Origin of the sequence: Azospirillum sp. SYSU D00513, from assembly GCF_017356015.1 — a bacterium.
In the GTDB taxonomy this organism is placed as follows: domain Bacteria; phylum Pseudomonadota; class Alphaproteobacteria; order Azospirillales; family Azospirillaceae; genus Azospirillum.
Genome location: NZ_JAFIQV010000029.1, coordinates 33,541 through 50,880 on the forward strand (window position 1 = coordinate 33,541; position 17,340 = coordinate 50,880).

14 protein-coding genes are annotated in these 17,340 nt (G+C 66.3%); 8 read left to right on the top strand and 6 right to left on the bottom strand.

Going from position 1 to position 17,340, the window contains the following annotated elements; translation table 11 throughout:
• Nucleotides 1–13 precede the first annotated feature (13 nt).
• A complete protein-coding gene (locus JUB11_RS20665; RefSeq protein WP_207460473.1) occupies nucleotides 14–1,411 on the top strand; it encodes a hypothetical protein in 1,398 nt (465 codons plus the stop codon).
• Nucleotides 1,412–1,548: 137 nt separating this feature from the next.
• Here the strand turns inward: JUB11_RS20665 and JUB11_RS20670 are convergent, their stop codons facing one another.
• Nucleotides 1,549–3,240 (bottom strand): methyl-accepting chemotaxis protein, encoded by a 1,692-nt coding sequence (locus JUB11_RS20670; RefSeq protein ID WP_348771478.1) that lies wholly within the window; start codon nucleotides 3,238–3,240, stop codon nucleotides 1,549–1,551.
• Between the two features lie 291 nt (nucleotides 3,241–3,531).
• On the opposite strand from JUB11_RS20670, the gene JUB11_RS20675 reads away from it, so the two are divergent.
• Both JUB11_RS20675 and JUB11_RS20680 read left to right on the top strand, forming a co-directional pair.
• Nucleotides 3,532–5,565 (top strand): M3 family metallopeptidase, encoded by a 2,034-nt coding sequence (locus JUB11_RS20675; RefSeq protein WP_207460474.1) that lies wholly within the window; start codon nucleotides 3,532–3,534, stop codon nucleotides 5,563–5,565.
• A 54-nt stretch (nucleotides 5,566–5,619) separates the two neighbouring features.
• Complete coding sequence (locus JUB11_RS20680; protein ID WP_247887207.1) at nucleotides 5,620–6,732, top strand: ABC transporter substrate-binding protein; 1,113 nt, start codon at nucleotides 5,620–5,622, stop codon at nucleotides 6,730–6,732.
• Nucleotides 6,733–6,805: 73 nt separating this feature from the next.
• Here JUB11_RS20680 and JUB11_RS20685 read toward each other — a convergent pair whose 3' ends face one another.
• Nucleotides 6,806–7,048 carry a SlyX family protein gene (locus JUB11_RS20685; protein WP_207460475.1) on the bottom strand — a complete coding sequence of 81 codons (243 nt, stop codon included), beginning with the start codon at nucleotides 7,046–7,048 and terminating at the stop codon, nucleotides 6,806–6,808.
• Nucleotides 7,049–7,244: 196 nt separating this feature from the next.
• Between JUB11_RS20685 and gndA the strand changes: the two genes are divergently transcribed.
• From gndA to JUB11_RS20715, 5 genes are all read left to right on the top strand, one after another.
• A complete protein-coding gene (gene gndA / locus JUB11_RS20695) occupies nucleotides 7,245–9,179 on the top strand; it encodes an NADP-dependent phosphogluconate dehydrogenase (RefSeq protein ID WP_247887208.1) in 1,935 nt (644 codons plus the stop codon).
• A gap of 349 nt (nucleotides 9,180–9,528) precedes the next feature.
• Complete coding sequence (rpoH, locus tag JUB11_RS20700) at nucleotides 9,529–10,425, top strand: RNA polymerase sigma factor RpoH (RefSeq protein ID WP_207460476.1); 897 nt, start codon at nucleotides 9,529–9,531, stop codon at nucleotides 10,423–10,425.
• Nucleotides 10,426–10,448: 23 nt separating this feature from the next.
• Nucleotides 10,449–11,804, top strand: a complete 1,356-nt coding sequence (gene hflX, locus JUB11_RS20705) for a GTPase HflX (RefSeq protein ID WP_207460477.1) — start codon at nucleotides 10,449–10,451, stop codon at nucleotides 11,802–11,804.
• A gap of 191 nt (nucleotides 11,805–11,995) precedes the next feature.
• Nucleotides 11,996–12,871: an aldo/keto reductase gene (locus JUB11_RS20710; protein ID WP_207460478.1), complete on the top strand. Its 876-nt coding sequence runs from the start codon at nucleotides 11,996–11,998 to the stop codon at nucleotides 12,869–12,871.
• Nucleotides 12,872–13,185: 314 nt separating this feature from the next.
• A complete protein-coding gene (locus tag JUB11_RS20715) occupies nucleotides 13,186–13,491 on the top strand; it encodes an excalibur calcium-binding domain-containing protein (RefSeq protein WP_207460479.1) in 306 nt (101 codons plus the stop codon).
• A gap of 4 nt (nucleotides 13,492–13,495) precedes the next feature.
• Here JUB11_RS20715 and JUB11_RS20720 read toward each other — a convergent pair whose 3' ends face one another.
• The 4 genes from JUB11_RS20720 to JUB11_RS20735 form a co-directional block, all read right to left on the bottom strand.
• Nucleotides 13,496–13,807 carry a hypothetical protein gene (locus JUB11_RS20720; RefSeq protein ID WP_207460480.1) on the bottom strand — a complete coding sequence of 104 codons (312 nt, stop codon included), beginning with the start codon at nucleotides 13,805–13,807 and terminating at the stop codon, nucleotides 13,496–13,498.
• A 177-nt stretch (nucleotides 13,808–13,984) separates the two neighbouring features.
• Complete coding sequence (locus JUB11_RS20725; RefSeq protein ID WP_207460481.1) at nucleotides 13,985–14,539, bottom strand: hypothetical protein; 555 nt, start codon at nucleotides 14,537–14,539, stop codon at nucleotides 13,985–13,987.
• A 182-nt stretch (nucleotides 14,540–14,721) separates the two neighbouring features.
• The gene (locus JUB11_RS20730; RefSeq protein ID WP_207460482.1) at nucleotides 14,722–15,891 is read right to left on the bottom strand and encodes an HD domain-containing phosphohydrolase; all 1,170 of its coding nucleotides are present in this window, start codon (nucleotides 15,889–15,891) and stop codon (nucleotides 14,722–14,724) included.
• 450 nt (nucleotides 15,892–16,341) lie between these two features.
• On the bottom strand, nucleotides 16,342–17,328 hold the full coding sequence (locus JUB11_RS20735) for a TerC family protein (RefSeq protein ID WP_207460483.1): 987 nt from the start codon (nucleotides 17,326–17,328) through the stop codon (nucleotides 16,342–16,344).
• Between the last annotated feature and the right edge of the window lie 12 nt (nucleotides 17,329–17,340).

Sequence of the window (17,340 nt, forward strand, 5' to 3'; positions counted from 1 at the left end):
GGAGGGTAAGCCAATGAGCAATACGAAAAACAACGCGCGCCGTCATGATGGTGCGAAGCCCGCCTATATCGGACCCCATAGGCGGCGCAAGGGGCTGACGGCCTGGGCCGCACTTGGTGTCGGCGCCGCGTTCCTGGGGGGATGTTCGCAGGATCTGATCCTGTCGGAACGCCTGGGCGGCAGGACCGGTGAGGTGGCTGGACTGGTTTACGCTCTTCCCAAAGGACAGGTCCAGCTTTCCGCCCAGCGGAAGATGGTGACAAAAGATGATGTTGCTAAGGCGCAATTGGCAGCAACAATGGCAGCGGGTGCAGCAAAGACTGCAGAGGAACGGCATAAAGCCGCAGAGAAAGATCCAAACTTCTCCCGGGAGGAAATAGATAACTTAAAGTTTATTTTCGGAAATCTTAGAGCGTCGGCTGGCGCTGCGGCTAATCGGGCGGCCTTTCTCGCTACTGTGGTTGACAAATTCGAGGAAAGCATAACGGTCACGGCGCTCCCGGTCATTCCGGACCCGGAACATCGCTTCACCGCCAATTTCAGCCATTCCATTGCACGCAGCGACGATTTCAAGCTGACCGTGTCGAATGGTCTTCTCACGACGACGTCCGTGACGTCCGCTGATGAAACAAAGGCCATCCTGACAAGTTTAGCCGGCCTTGTCGGGGCTTTCGTGGGAGCACCAATACCGTCCCCTCGTGCGTTCGAATTCGACGCAACCAAGGATAGTGATCAAGGAATCAATCCACAACAATGTAAAGAATTCAGCTATTCCCGTTCCTTTGACCCAACGGACCGAAGAGAACTAAGCGCCGTTCTAAAAGGCCTAAGTGAAAACGATAGCTCATTCGAAGTCGAAATTGATGGGGTTCGCTGTTCGGCAAATGGGGGCACTGATGCATCGGTGTGCGGACCGACCGGGGCGGTCGAGAATAATGTGAGTGCCGACGCGAAAGCCAAGGGGTTGTTCTACAGGGCGCCCCGAAGCGTCAGGATTTCCATCGCACCATCAAGCGACGGAAACCCGCAATGCCCGCTTACGGGGCTGCCGACCGCGCAATCGGTTACCGTCGTCGTGCCGGACTCGACGAGCGCGTTCGTGCTGCCGGCGGAAGGGGGCGGGTTCACCACGGCGACGATCGGCCATTCCTTCAAGGATGGCATGCCGACCACCTACGCCGTGACCCAGCCCAGCGAACTGCTCGGTGTGGCGAGCATTCCCGTCGATATCCTGAAGGCGCTGGTGTCCGTTCCCACGGAACTGGTCCGGCTCCGCGTGAACTACGACTCCGAAGCCAATGCCATCATCGAACAGCGGATCAAGGAGCAGGAGCAATCCCTGACGCTCTTGAAGGCACAACGTGATCTTGAGGCCGCAAGGGCGGCTTCGGCGCCTCCGGCATCGCCTTAACGGTCGTTCGTCGCGCTCTCCGGCTGTATCCGCGTTGGCGCCGGAGAGTGCCTATCCAGCAAGGCGAGTCCCCAGCCCTCGCCCCACGACCCGGCGGCGGCTCCCACCGCCGCCGGTCTTCATGGAAGCCCGCCCGCTCAGGCCGCGCGGATGCCGTTGAGGAAGGTCTCGACCTCGCGGCGCAGCGCATCGGCCTGGCGGGAGAGGGCGGCGGTGGCGTTCAGCACCTGCGTGGCCGCCGTTCCGGTCTGCTCGGCGGCATCGTTGACCTGGCCGATGGTGCCGCTCACCTCGGCGGTGCCCTGGGCGGCCTGCTGGACGTTGCGGGCGATCTCGCCGGTTGTCGCGGTCTGCTGTTCGATGGCCGCGGCGATGGCGGACGCGATCTCGTTCATGGTCGTGATGGTGCCGCCGATGCCCTCGATGGCCGACACGGTGCCGCGGGTGGCGGCCTGCACGTTGGCGATCTGGGCGGTGATCTCCTCGGTCGCCTTGGCCGTCTGGTTGGCGAGCTGCTTCACCTCGCTGGCCACCACGGCGAAGCCCTTGCCGGCCTCGCCGGCGCGTGCCGCCTCGATGGTGGCGTTCAGCGCCAGAAGGTTGGTCTGGCTGGCGATGTCCTGGATCAGCTTCACCACCTCGCCGATGCGGCCCGTCTCCTCGGCGAGGTTGCGGACCGAGCCGGTGGTGTCCTGGGCCTCGGCCGCGGCCCGTGTCGCGATCTCGCTGGAGCGGCGCACCTGGCGGCCGATCTCCTCGATCGAGGCGCTCATCTCCTCCGTGGCCGAGGCGACGGTCTGCACGTTCGCGGAGGTCTGGTCCGCCGCCACGGCCGACGCGGTGACCTGCCGGGTGGTCTGGTCGGCCAGCGCCGCCATCCGCTCGGCGGTCCCGCCCAACTCGGCCGAGGCCGAGGCCACGCCGCCGAGCACGCCGCCCACGGCATGGTCGAAGGTGCGGATCAGCTCTTCCAGCGTCGCCGTGTGGCGCTCCTTGGCCGCGCGCTCGGCCTCCTGCTCGGCGGCGAGGCGGTCGGCGGCGATCATGCTGTCCTTGAAGACCTGGACGGCCTCGGCCATCTGCCCGATCTCGTCCCGGCGGCCGAGCCCGACGATGGGGGCGCCCATGTCCCGCGCGGCCAGGCGCCGCATCGCGGCCGTCATGGCGGCGATCGGGCGCGACACGCCGAACAGGATCAGCACGCACATGGCCGAGGCGCTCAGCGTGGCGAAGACGACCGCCCCGAGAATCCAGAGGCGCGTTTCCTCGTGGATGCTCTCGCCCCGGTCCGCCAGGGTCCGGCCCTCGCGGGTGCTCAGCGCGATCCCCTGCTCCAGCAGGCCGCGGGCGCGCAGGAAGATCTCCTGCATCTCGGTCATGAAGAACTGCGACGCGTCGGCCCGCTTGCCCACCATGGACAGGGTGCGCATCTTCTGCCCGGCCTCCTGGTACTGCTTCCATTCCCCGAGGAAGCGGTCGGCGATGTCCCGCTCCTCGCCGGACGAGATCAGCGGCTCATAGGCCTGCCACGCCTCGTCACGGGCCTTCGCCGTGCCGTTGACGACCTCCATCGCGGCACCTTGTGCCGCGGCCGTCGCCGACAGCAGCGTGTGCGCCTCCGCGATCCGGTAGCGCTCCGTCAGCGCGGCCAGCCGGCCGAGATGGGCCGTGGCCGGCAGCGACTCGTCGCGGATCATGGCCGCGGCGCCGTTCACCTCCGACAGGCGCTGCATGGCGAACAGCCCGAGCGCCGCCACGAGAAGCACGGCGGAGCTGAAGGCGAAGATGATCTTGATCCGGATCGACACGTTGTTGAGCAGCGTCAGCACGGCACTATCCTCTGATTGTCGAGAGCGCTCCCTTGGATTTTATTAAAACGCCTTTAATCTTTTCCGGGAGCTTATCGGGACAGATTATTCCGCGAGTCTTTACGCTTCGTTACAAATTTCAGCGAAGCCATGATGCCAGCGTTAAGATGATAATCCTTGAGCGTAGGATTTTCGGCACGATGCCGCACGATGGACTGCGCCCGCCACGCCGCCGCGTATTGCGCCGGGCGCGCGGAGGTCCAAAATGCAAGGCCAGCGACCCCGCAGTCACAAACCATCAGGTTCCCCGGCATGAGCGACAATCCCTTCTTCGAGAGCTGGACCACCCCCTTCGGCATCCCGCCCTTCGACCGCATCCGGCCGGAGCATTTCCCGCCGGCCTTCGACCGAGGCATGGCGGAGCAGATCGCGGAGATCGAAGGCATCACCGGCAACCCGGAGGCGCCGGGCTTCGCCAACACGATCGAGGCGATGGAACGCGGGGGCAAGCTGCTGGGGCAGGTCTGCCGTGTGTTCTTCAACCTGAACTCCAGCCACACCAGCGACGCCATCCAGGCCATAGCACTGGACTATTCGCCGAAGCTGGCCCAGCACAACATGCGCGTCTCGCTCGACCCGGCGCTCTTCGCGCGGGTGTCGGAGCTGTACGAGCGCCGCGCGTCGCTGGGGCTGGCGCCCGACCAGATGCGTCTGCTGGAACGCTACCGGCTCGGCTTCGTGCGCAGCGGCGCCGCATTGCCGCCGGCCGAGCGCGAGCGGATGGCCGCCATTTCCGAGCGGCTGGCGACCCTGCACACGCTCTTCGGCCAGAACGTCCTGCATGACGAGAAAGAGTGGCAGCTCGTGCTGGAGGAGGCGGAGCTTGACGGCCTGCCGGACTTCATGCGGGCCGCCGCCGCCCAGGCCGCGAGGGAGCGCGGGCTGGAGGGGAAATACGTCATCACCCTCTCGCGCTCCTCGGTCGAGCCCTTCCTGACCTTCTCGGAACGGCGCGACCTGCGCAAGACCGCCTACACGGCCTGGCTGGAGCGCGGCGGCCATGACGGCGCGCATGACAACAAGCCGATCATCCGCGAGATCGTGGCGCTCCGCGCGGAGCGTGCGCGGCTGCTCGGCTACGCCACTTATGCCGACTACAAGTTCGACGACACGATGGCGAAGACGCCGGCAGCCGCCGCCGAGCTGCTGGCGAAGGTGTGGGAGCCCGCCAAGGAGAAGGCCGCCGCCGAGCGCGCCGAGCTTCAGGCCCAGGCCGCCGCCGAGGGGGTGAACGAGGGCATCGCGCCCTGGGACTGGCGCCATTACGCCGAGAAGGTGCGCAAGGCCAAGTACGAGCTGGACGAGGCGGAGGTGAAGCCCTACTTCGTGCTCGACAACATGGTGCGCGCCGCCTTTGACACGGCGACCCGCCTGTTCGGCGTCACCTTCGCCGAGCGCACCGACGTGCCCCTCTACCACCCGGACGTCCGCGTCTACGAGGTGCGGGAGGGCGAGCGGCATGTCGGGCTCTTCATCCACGACAATTTCGCCCGCGCGGAGAAGCGGTCCGGCGCCTGGATGAGCAGCTACCGCGATTACGAATCCTTCGACGGGACCGTCACCCCGATCATCGTCAACAACAACAACTTCGCCAAGGGCGAGCCGACCCTGCTGAGCTTCGACGAGGCGGAGACGCTCTTCCACGAGTTCGGCCACGGTCTGCATGGGCTGCTCAGCAACGCGCGCTACCCGTCCCAGTCCGGCACCTCGGTGCGGCGCGACTTCGTGGAGTTCCCGTCCCAGGTCTACGAGCACTGGATGGCGGCGCCCGAGAATCTTCGCAAATACGCGGTGCACTACAAGACGGGGCAGCCGATCCCGGACGAGCTTTTGGGCCGGCTGCTCGCCGCGCGGACCTTCAACCAGGGCTTCGGCACGGTGGAATACACGGCCGCCGCCCTGCTGGACCTGGAGTTCCACACCCACCCGGACCCGGGGTCCCTCGACGTGCCGGCCTTCGAGCGGGAGGTGCTGGCGAAGATCGGCATGCCGGCGGAGATCGCCGTCCGCCACCGCCCGGCCCATTTCCAGCACCTCTTCGCGGGCGACGGCTACGCCGCCGGCTATTACGCCTATCTCTGGGCGGAGGTGCTGGACGCCGACGGGTTCGAGGCCTTCGCCGAGGCCGGGAACATGTTCGATCCAGCCCTCTCGGCGCGGCTGAAGGACATCTACCAGGCCGGCGACACCCGCGACCCGATGGAGCTGTATGTCGCCTTCCGCGGCCGCGAGCCGCGGATCGAGGCGCTTCTGAAGCACAGGGGCTTGACGGCGAAGGCGGCGTAAGGCAGCCCTTTGTGTCTGGGCCGGGACATCAGGCCGGATCCTAAGGAGGAACACATGACCAAACGCATCGCCCTCGCCACAACGATGGCGCTTCTTTCCGGCACCTTCCTGACCGGCGCCGCCCATGCCGACATCGTCATCGGCATCGGCACCGCCACCACCGGCGCTGTCGCGGCGCTTGGCCAGCAGTCCGTCATGGGCGCCGAGCAGGCGGTCAAGGACATCAACGCCAAGGGCGGCGTGCTCGGCCAGAAGCTCGTTCTGAAGGTCGGCGACGAGGCCTGCGATCCCAAGCAGGCCGTCGCCGTCGCCAACCGCTTCGTCTCCGACGGGGTGGTCGCCGTGGTCGGCCATCTCTGCTCCGGCGCCAGCATCGCCGCCTCGGACGTCTACACCGAGGAAGGCATCGTGATGGTCAGCCCGACGGCGACCAGCCCGGCCCTGACCGAGAAGGCGCGCGAGAACATCTTCCGCGTCTGCGGCCGCGACGACCAGCAGGGCGTCGTGTCCGGTCAGTACATCGCCGAGAAGTTCAAGGGCAAGCCGGTCGCCGTCGTCGACGACAAGCAGGCCTACGGCAAGGGCCTGGCCGACGTCGTCGAGAAGACGCTGAAGGACGCGGGCGTGGGCGTCGCCTACCGCGGCTCCGTCACGGCCGGCGAGCGCGACTTCGCAGCACTCGTCACCGCGCTGAAGGACAAGAACGTCGAGGCGGTCTATTACGGCGGCTACCATCCGGAACTCGGCCTGATCGCCCGCCAGTCGCGCGAGATGGGGCTGCAGGCACAGTTCATCGCCGGCGACGGCCTGAACAACGCCGAATACTGGTCGATCACCGGCCCGGCCGGCGCGGGCACCCTCTACACCGACAGCCCGTCCGCGGCCGACAACCCGGCGGCGGCCCAGCTCGTCAAGGCCTTCGAGCAGGCCAAGCAGGATGCCGGCAACTTCGCCTTCTACAGCTACGCCGCGGTGCAGGTCATCGCCGAGGGGCTGAAGAAGGCCGGTGCCGCCGACGGCAAGAAGCTCGCCACCGCTCTGCACGGCAACAGCTTCGACACGGTCGTCGGGCAGATCCAGTTCGACAAGAAGGGCGACGTGGTGAAGCCGGCCTACGTGCTGTACGAGTGGCGCGACGGCAAGAACGTCCAGCTCACCGGCAAGTAAGCCTGGGCTTCTCCCCAAGGCTCGCGTGGCGTGTGAACGGAAAAGAAGGCAAGCCCGACAGGGCTTGCCTTTTTCAATAATGCGGCGGGGGCTGGTCGTCCTGGGGGGAGCGCTCAAAGCCGCCGGCCTCGACGTCCGCGAGCCGTTCCTTCAGGCGGCGGACCTGCAGGTTCAGCAGGTCGATGGCCCGGCCCTGCTCGAACAGCACGGCCGACATCTCCTCCGCCATGCGCTCGTGATGGGCGAGGCGGATCTCCAGCTCGGTCAGACGGGCTTCGGCGCCGCCGCTCGGGGCGGGCGTGGCTGGCTCGGTCATAGGAAGAACCTCGGGCTGGTCAAAGCGGGCGCACTGTCGTCCACTCTCACGCGGAACGCAATTCAGGATGGCGCCCCGCCCGCTGGACAAAGCGCGGCGGGGCCGCTATGCCCACGGCCGGATTGGTGTTTTCGGGCCGGACCCGGCTGCCGCGCCTGCGTCGCGGCGGGGCGGGTGTCCGGCGGAGCGAGGGTGAATGATCGTCGTCGTCATGGGTGTGTCCGGGTCCGGCAAATCGACCGTCGGCCAGATGCTGGCGGAAGGCTGGGGCTGCGCCTTCAGCGACGCCGACAGCTTCCACCCGGCCTCCAACGTCGAGAAGATGAGCCGTGGCGTGCCGCTGACCGACGAGGACCGCATTCCCTGGCTGCGCGCCATCCGCGCCGCCATGGAGGAGTCGCTGGCCGCCGGGCGCGACCATGTCTTCGCCTGCTCCGCCCTGAAGCGGGAATACCGCCACATCTTGGCACCGGACGGCACCGCGACGGGGGAGGTGGTGTTCGCCCATCTCAGCGGCTCGGCGGAGCTGATCCGGGAGCGGCTGGGTGCCCGCAGCGGGCATTTCTTCGATCCCGCGCTGTTGCAGAGCCAGTTCGACACGCTGGAGGCGCCGGACGACGCCATCCTGGTGGACATCCGCCGGAGCCCGGAGGACATCGTCGCGGACCTGACGCGGGTCCTGCGGCCGGACAGCACGATCGAGGAGGACAGGGGCATGACGGTAGCTGGCGGCGCGACGATGGGCCTCGTGGGGCTGGGGGTCATGGGCCGCAACCTGGCGGCCAATCTGGCCGATCACGGCGTCACGGTCGCCGGCTACGACCTCGGCGCCGAGCAGCGCGCGGCCTTCGCGGCGGCCGTGCCGAACGGCGTCACCTGCGGCACCCTGTCGGAGATGCTGGAGAAGCTGCCGACCCCGCGGCTGATCCTCATGATGGTGCCGGCGGGCGCGCCGGTGGACGCGCTGCTCGCCTCGCTGCTGCCGGTGCTGTCGCGCGGCGACGTGGTGATCGACGGCGGCAACTCCCACTACCGCGACACCCAGGCGCGCGTGCGCCGGGCCGCCAACATGGGGGTGGAGTTCATCGGCCTCGGCGTGTCGGGCGGGGAGGAGGGCGCGCGGCGCGGCCCCTCGCTGATGGCCGGAGGAACGGAGGAGGCGGTCGGGCGCGTCGCCCCGCTGCTGCGCGCCATCGCGGCGCGGGCACCGGACGGGGAGCCCTGCTTCGCGCGGGTCGGGCCGGATGGTGCCGGCCATTTCGTGAAGATGATCCACAACGGCATCGAATATGCCGATATGCAACTGATCTCCGAGGGCTACCACCTGCTGCGCAACCTCTGCGGCTTCTCCTACGAGAAGCTCGCGGAGACCTTCTCCGCCTGGAACGAGGGGGAGCTGGCCTCCTACCTGATGGAGATCACGACCGCGATCCTGGGCAAGGCCGACCCGGAGACGGGCGCCCCGATCCTGGAGATCATCCGCGACGCCGCCGGCCAGAAGGGCACGGGCCACTGGGCCTCGACCACGGCGATGGAGCTGGGCATGCCCGCCCCGACCATCGCCGAGGCGGTCTTCGCCCGCAGCCTGTCGGCCCTGAAGGAGGAGCGGGTGGCCGCGGCGGCGGCCCTGCCGGTGGCTCCGCCGGCCGCCCTGTCGGACACCGAGGCCGAGGCGCTGGCCGCCGCCATCGGCGACGCGCTGCTGGCCGCCCGCATCGCCGTCTATGCCCAGGGCTTCGCCGTCATCGCCGCGGGCAGCCGCGAGTTCGGCTGGAACATCGACATGGCCGCCGTCTCCTCCATCTGGCGGGGCGGCTGCATCATCCGCGCGCGGGTGCTGGAGCGCATCCTGACCGCGCTGCGCCGCACGCCGGACCTGCCCAACCTGATGCTGGACGAGGAGCTGTCGGGCCTGGTCCGCCAGGGCGAGGCGGGCTGGCGCCGCGCCATCGGCGCCGCCGTCGCCGCCGGGGTGCCGGTCCCCGCCATGGGTTCCGCGCTCGCCTATTGGGACGGCTACCGCACCGGGCGGCTGTGGGCCAACATGATCCAGGCCCAGCGCGACTTCTTCGGCGCGCACGGCTACGAGCGGCTGGACCGCCCCGGCAAGACCCACACGGACTGGAGCTGACGGCCCAACCCTCGAAGGCACGGGCTTTCGAAATTTTTTGGCCCTTCCGTCTTGAAAGCCGAATTTCGGGGCTTGCAAGGCGGAAGGGCCTTACCAATGTTACGGTCCATCGCAGCCCGGCCCCCGCGGCAAACCCGGCCGGAGCGTCGCGAATTATACACGCCCCCTCTTGAAGGCCGGGGCGTCATCCCCATTTATGTATTCGTTCCCGACAGATCATCATTGAAACGGCTGGTCCTGGGCCACAGCAGCCGACCCTTCCCTCCCCATTCGTCCGAGCGGCTGAGACGATGGCGACCTGAAGGGCGGACAGGCAGGACAATCGAGCGTGTCGGGTCAGGAGACATCATTGACTGAACCGTTCGTTTCCGACGAGCCTCTGAACCTCTATCTCAAGGACGCCCGCAAGTACGACTATCTGACGCCCGAGCAGGAGCGCGACTATGCCCAGCGCTGGCACGACCGGCAGGACCGCCGTGCGCTGGACAAGCTGATCGGTAGCCACCTGCGGCTGGTGTTCAAGATGGCGCGCGGTTTCCAGGGCTACGGCCTGCCGCTCGCCGACCTCGTGGCGGAGGGCAACGTCGGCCTGATGCAGGCCGCGCAGAAGTTCGAGCCCGAGAAGGGCTTCCGCTTCGCGACCTACGCGTCCTGGTGGATCCGTGCGGCGATCCAGGAGTATGTGCTGCACAACTGGTCGCTCGTGAAGATCGGCACGACGGCGGCGCAGAAGAAGTTGTTCTTCAGCCTGCGGCGGCTCAAGGCCCGCATGCAGGAGCTGGACAACGGCGACCTGTCGCCGGAGACCGTCGACTTCATCGCGACCGAGCTGAGCGTGCCCCGGGAAGAGGTGGTGGAGATGAACCGCCGCCTGTCCATGGACAGCTCCCTCAACGCCCCCTTCGGGGAGGACGGCGACGCGGAGTGGCAGGACCAGCTCACCGATGACCGGGCCAGCCAGGAAGCCGTCGTCGCCGACGCGGAGGAGCGCAAGGAGCGGCTGGACTTCCTGAAGCTCGGGCTCGACGCGCTGGACGACCGCGAGCGGCAGATCCTGGTCGCGCGCCGTCTGGCCGAGGAGCCGCTGACCCTGGAGGAGCTGAGCCAGCGCTTCCACGTGTCGCGCGAGCGCGTCCGGCAGCTTGAGGTTCGTGCGTTCGAAAAGGTGCAGAAGGCCGTCATGGCCCGCGCCAAGCAGCAACAGATCGCGACGACCAACCAGGCCCGCGAATGGATCCGCGCCTGACGCGCGGGACTGAAAAGGATCGTATGACCACCCATCACGGAACTGATCTCGGTACCGTTCGGGCGCGCGCCGGCAATGGCCGCGCCCTCATTCTCCACCCGGTCCTGCGCGGGGCCGAAACCGACCGCAGCCCGGAGGCCTCCCTGGAGGAGGCCGTCGGCCTCGCGGCGGCCATCGAGCTGGAGGTGGCGCACGCCGCCGTCGTCAAGCTCAACCAGCCGCGCCCGGCCACCCTTCTGGGCGGCGGCGTCATCGAACAGTATGCGGCCCTGCTGGCCGAGGCGCGGGAGCGGGGCGAGGACATCGATCTCGTCATCCTCGACCACGCCCTGACCCCGGTGCAGCAGCGCAACCTGGAAAAGGCGTTCCAGGCCAAGGTCATCGACCGCACCGGCCTGATCCTGGAGATCTTCGGCGAGCGCGCCCGCACGCACGAAGGCCAGCTCCAGGTCGAGCTGGCGGCGCTGAGCTACCAGAAGTCGCGCCTCGTGCGGTCCTGGACCCACTTGGAGCGGCAGCGCGGCGGCTTCGGCTTCCTGGGCGGCCCCGGTGAATCCCAGCTCGAGATGGACCGGCGCCTGATTGGCGACCGGATCATCAAAATCAAGAAGGAGCTGGAGGAGGTCCGGCGCACCCGCGGCCTGCACCGCAAGGCGCGCGCCAAGGTGCCCTATCCGGTGGTGGCTCTGGTCGGCTACACCAACGCCGGCAAGTCTACCCTGTTCAACCGGATGGCCGGCGCCGACGTGTTCGCCAGGAACCTGCTGTTCGCCACGCTCGACCCGACCATGCGGTCGATCGGGCTGCCGACGGGCCGCAAGGTGATCCTGTCCGACACGGTGGGCTTCATCTCCGACCTGCCGACCCATCTGATCGCGGCCTTCCGCGCCACGCTGGAGGAGGTTCAGTCGGCGGACATCATCCTGCACGTCCGCGACATCGCGCATCCCGACACCGAGGCCCAGAAGGCCGACGTGGAGGCGATCCTGCGCGATCTCGGCATCGACCCGGAGCATGACGCCCGGGTGATTGAGGTCGCCAACAAGATCGACGCGCTGGACGCGGAGGCGCACGATGCGGCCATCGCACGGACCGAGCGTTCCGACAGCGCCTGCGCGGTGTCGGCCGTCACGGGCGAGGGTCTGGACCGGCTCTTCGCCATCCTCGACCGCCGCATGACGGCGGGCCGCGAGGTGGTGGAGATGGACGTGGAGCACGCCGACGGCGCCACGCTCGCCTGGCTCTACGCCCACGGCGAGGTGCTGGACCGCCGCGACGACGACCGCCATGCCCACCTGCAAGTCGCCATCGAGCCGGCCCTGCTGGCCCGCATGGCCAAGCAGGGCGGCGGCGCCCGCATGGCACGCCATGCGGCCTGAGAAGGGCTCGCGGGTTTCAAAATTGAAAGGGCTGCCGGAAACGGCGGCCCTTTTTTTACTTCCTGCGGAAAGGGGCCAGGGCATCGCAACCCAGCCTTTCCAGAACGATGGCCCCTGCGCGCTGTTGGTGCCGGTCTGCAGATGACGTCCGCCAACCGAAACGCCCCCAACTGAAACGGAGATCCCCGACCATGCCCACGCCCGACGCGTCGAAATCCGGAAGCTTCAAAATCGGCGGGGAGATTGCCGTCAACCGGCTCGGCTTCGGTGCCATGCGGATCACCGGACGGGGGATCTGGGGGGAGCCGGCCGACCGGGCGGAGGCGCTCCGCACGCTGAAGCGGCTGCCCGACCTCGGCGTGACCTTCATCGACACGGCGGACTCCTACGGGCCGGACGTGTCGGAGGAGCTGATCCGGGAGGCGCTGCATCCCTATGCCGGGACGCTGGTCGCCACCAAGGGCGGGCTGGTGCGCACCGGGCCGGACCGCTGGATTCCGCTGGGCCGGCCGGAATACCTGATCCAGGAGGCGCACCGCAGCCTGCGCAAGCTGGCGGTGGAGCGGATCGGGCTGTGGCAGCTCCACCGCATCGACCCGACCGTGCCGCGCGACGAGCAGTTCGGGGCCATCCGCTCGCTCATCGACGACGGGATCATCCGCCACGCCGGCCTCAGCGAGGTGTCCGTTGCGGACATCGAGGCGGCTTCGAAGGTCTTCCCGGTCGCGACCGTGCAGAACCGCTACAACCTCGTGGACCGCACGAGCGAGGCGGTGCTGGACCATTGCGCCGCGAACGGCATCGGCTTCATCCCCTGGTACCCGCTGGCGGCGGGCGACCTCGCCAAGCCCGGCTCGCTGCTGGACAGCATCGCCAGGCAACATGGCGCCTCGCCGGGCCAGATCGCGCTCGCCTGGATACTCAAGCGCAGCCCGGTCATGCTGCCCATCCCCGGCACCTCCAAGGTGGGGCACCTGGAAGAGAATGTCGCGGCGGCGGACATCACGCTGACGGACGAGGAGTTCGCGGCACTCGACCGCGCCGGCAAGGCGCAGCACGAGGGGTGAGCCGGGCGGGGCTGAGCCGGGATGGGGTGGCCCTCGCCCGGCCGGCGTCCGGCTGTATCGTTGCGAAAAGCGCTACCCGTGCACGGCCGGGGCGACAAGCGCGGTATTCGGTAGCAAACACACCCAGGGCGGAGAGGGGCTGATCTGGCCCGACATACGCCTTCCGACGAAAGCTTCGTGACTCTTCCAGTTGCTTTGGCGTGCTCGCTCCAGTAGCGCCCAGGCTCAGGTGCGCAACATAATGATGCGTGAGAGTCGCTGTTCCTCGGCGCGTCCAATGCTCCATACTCCTTTGAACCATAGGGAGCGCAGGCATGGGTTGGAGGCCGTACCATAGCGAGGAGGAGCGCCGAAAGGCGTGGCGCCAGGAACGTCTGCGCCGGTTCGCACGGCGCGTGCCGCTGATCCTGCTGACGTTCCTGATCGGGCTGGGTGCCGGCGCGTTGGCGGTTCACCCCTGGTCGCTCTCCGACGCGGTGTTGCACCTGGTTGCCGCGCCCACCTGTGACGCGGCCCGAGCTGTTGGCCTGACCCCGGCCTTCCGTGGGGAGCCGGGTTACTGGGCATGGCACGACCGGGACGGAAACGGGGTGGCATGCGCGGGGCGGGCGGCGAGCTGATTTGCTACTGCGCCGCCTTCCATGCGGCCGCCTTCCCATCGGACACCCGCTCGACCAACCCCGCCGACTGCCGGGCGAGGCAGTCGTGGACCATCTTGCCGACACGGTGGACGGTGCGGGCGTCTTCCGGATCAAGACCCCGGCGCTTCATCGGCTCGACCGAAAGGGCCTTCACGGAGAGCGGCGCCGGAGCGGTGCGGAGGACGTCCAGCAGGAGCCGGGGCAGCTTGCCCGGACGGAACCATCCATTGCGTCGGCGGACGGCCTTGGGTGCGATTGCCTCCGACTCCACCTTGGGGGCGTAGAGACGAAGCACGGCGTCTATGTGGACCTAGTCGGCCCGGTGCTGGGCGATCCGCTTCTCCAGGTCGGCGATGACGTCAGACAGCTCGGCGCGCTTGGAGGTTCGGCCCGATATCATGAAGGTGTCGCCCATGGCCTCCTCTCGGGAAGGGAAAGGGCAAACAGGGTAGTGAAATCAAGGGCTTGAACGCTATCGGGCCTTGGGTGTGTTTGCTGCCGAATACCGGACAAGCGTCGAAAAGTAGCGCTCGCGTACGAAGGCCAGCGGCATTCCCGCTTCGCTGTACACAACCGCCTCATGCTCCAGAACCGGTGTGGGAGAGTTCGGCCTGTCTTCGATGGGCAGCAGAGTTCTGACCTTGAAGGTCCGCCTGAAGGGATTGAGCGGCGCGACGACCGTCCCGAACGGCAGGTCCTCATGCTCCAATGTGTTCCTGATCTCGTCCGGCAGCGAGGACGGTATGAACCAGTTCGAGGCTTGAGACAGAAGAACCTCGCCACGGAGCAGCTGGACGCGGCGGTAGCCGACAGCGTCGTACAGGCTCACATTCAAAGCCCTGGCGATCTTCCGGCCGACCACGTGGCTCGGTCGTCTTTTCAGTGTGACCGCCCTGATGGCGCCGGTCGAAATGCCGTTCTCATTGCACCAGATGAAGAGGGCTCCCGTCGCGGTCCGTCCCGCCACGATGCGGTCGCTCAGTTGCCGGACGCGTGCGGCGGCTTCCCCTGCATCGATCGGCGACATGGGTCGTCCTGCTCTCCTCTCATATCCTGAAGAAGGTTTTCCCTCCGGGGCGCGGACCTTCATGCCCGGAGCCGATCCGAGATCGGCAAGGGGGCGCCTCAGCGGCTTCTCCGCCCATCAGGCCAGCTCACATGCCCTCGCTGGTCAACCGGTTTTCGCCAGCGGGCCAGCCTCTTGGGTGATCATGCCACCGCCATTTCCGGATCGCGGAATCTCTGTTGAATGCCTGCTATGGCCGATGGGTCGCACAGCAACGCCTCGACGCAATCCGGGTCCCACAACCGCCCCGCCTGCTCGCGAAGGAACGTCATCGCGGCGTCGTTGGTCCAAGCGTCTTTGTATGGGCGTTTCGATGTCAATGCATCGAAGACATCCGCGACCGCAACGATCCGTGCCTCCAGAGGAATGGTTATTCCCAAAAGCCCATTCGGGTATCCGGTGCCGTCGAAGCGCTCATGGTGATAGCCGACGATGTTGCGCAAGAGATCGCGATAGGGCAGTGCCTCCAGTCCGTGATCGCGCACCATGGAGTCGATAAGCTCCACTCCTTTTGCGACATGAGTCTTCATGATTTCGAACTCATCCGGCGTCAATTTGCCGGGCTTCAGAAGAACGCTGTCGGGAATCGCCACCTTTCCCAAATCGTGCAGGGGAGCATACTGATAAACATACTCAACATATTCGTCTGACAGATTGCGCTTTGCCGCGATGCGCTGGGCGATGAGTTCCGCGTAATGCCCCATGCGGTCAAGGTGGGCGGCTGTCTCCTCATCTCGATACTGGCTCACCTGCAACGCCGTGCGCACGGCAGCCAGCATACCGCGCTGGCTGGTGATGTTGCTCACGACAAGGACATCAATGAGACGGCGGAAAGGAGTCAGAGCGGACAATACTGGTTCGGAGAAAAAGTTGGAAATACGGGAATTGAAAAAGATAAATCCGTAAAGAACGCCGTCACGATGCACGCGGACGACGTACCGTGACCGAAACCCATGCTGAACCAGCCTCTTGGTCTGGCTGCTGCCATGCGGGTGTGAGATGGGATCGATTGCGTTGTCAATCCGAGGCCGCCCTGACTGCGCCACGGCAACGAGCGCAGGGTGGTTGCTCAGTTTGTCGTTTATACGCTCCAAGGGGCGGGGACCGATGTTCGATTCCAGGAAGGTGCGAAGGTGATCTGATTTGGAATCGTATAGTGCGACTGAAATACGGTGCAGCTCTTCAAGCTCCGGCTGCTCTCGGGCGTCATGGTGCAGCGCGTTGAATTGATCGTCCAATCGCCCAGCCACATTGATCCATGGGTCATCGTCCAGAATGGAAGCGGACGATCCTGTATCGCTCTGAAAAATCATGAAAATCGCTCCGAACATTATGGCGTTGTGCTTAAGGCTGGTACCGGTCCGAACCAATATGTCCGAAAAGCCCCATCACCTTCTCCCGCAAGGAAATGCGTTTTTGGCAAATTCCTTAAGACTTCCGATTGAACCCTTCCCCCGGCGCCGCGACGCGTTCCATCCCGCTCGGGGCTGGCCAGCCTCTGAAGGGCGCTCCAAAGCTGATACGGAGGAGTTGGCGCGAGGGTTTGAATTTCCTGATTTTTTCATCAACCTCTTGGGTAGCCGATGCATCTCGATGCCATCGCCGCTCAACCCGAAGAGCATAGTGCATGGCCCGGTGGCTGCGTTGACATGGATCAACGCGTTATCCCGCACCCGGGCTGGACGGTGGCATCAGCATGCTCCGCTGCGCACGGACTTGCATGCCGAGGCCAGCCCGATCAGGGCCGGCCCCGGTGCCGGGCCTTACGCCGTTTTTCCCTTCAGGCCGCGCGTCTTCCAGAGCGACCAGGCGACGCCCGCGCTGAGGATGAGCATCGTGATGGCGAGGCTCCAGTTCGGCGGAAACTTGCCGCCATCGAACCCGGCGATGTCGGCGATGAAGATCTTCGAGCCGATGAACACCAGAAGCACGCTGAGGGCGTATTTCAGGTAATGGAACCGATGGACCATCGCCGAAAGCGCGAAGTAGAGGGCGCGAAGGCCGAGGATGGCGAAAATGTTCGAGGTGTAGACGATGAAGGGATCGGTCGTGATCGCGAAGATCGCCGGCACGCTGTCCACCGCGAAGACGAGATCGACCGTCTCGACCATCATTAAGGCGAGGAAGAGCGGCGTCATGTACCAGGCCATCTTCCCCGTCACCGGGTCCGCTTTCTTAACCCAGAACCGGTCGCCGTGCAGTTCGTCCGCAACCCGGAAGCGCTTTCGGACGATCCGCAGCAGGGGATTGTCGCCGACGTCAGGCTTCTTGTCGGCCATGATCCACATCTTCACGCCCGTGAAGATCAAGAAGAGAGCGAAGATGTAGAGCAGCCAGGAGAACTCGGCCACGAGGGTGGCGCCGAGCCCGATCATGATGCCGCGCAACACGATCACGCCCAGGATGCCCCAGAAAAGCACCCGGTGCTGATAGACGCGCGGCACGGCGAAGTAGCTGAAGATCATCGCGATGACGAAGACATTGTCCATCGCGAGCGACTTCTCGACCACGAAGCCGGTCAGATACTCCTTGCCGGATTGCAGGCCGAGCTGCCACCAGATCCAGCCGCCGAAGGCGACGCCGAGCGCGATGTAGAAGGCGGAAAGGGCGAGGCTCTTCTTGACGCCGATCTCGCCCTGTTTCCGGTTCAGGACACCGAGATCGAGCGCCAGAAGAGTTGCGACGACACTCAGGAAGACAAGCCACATCCATACCGGCTTCGTCAGCCAGTCATAGAACAACAGTTCCATAGCAGGCCCCTC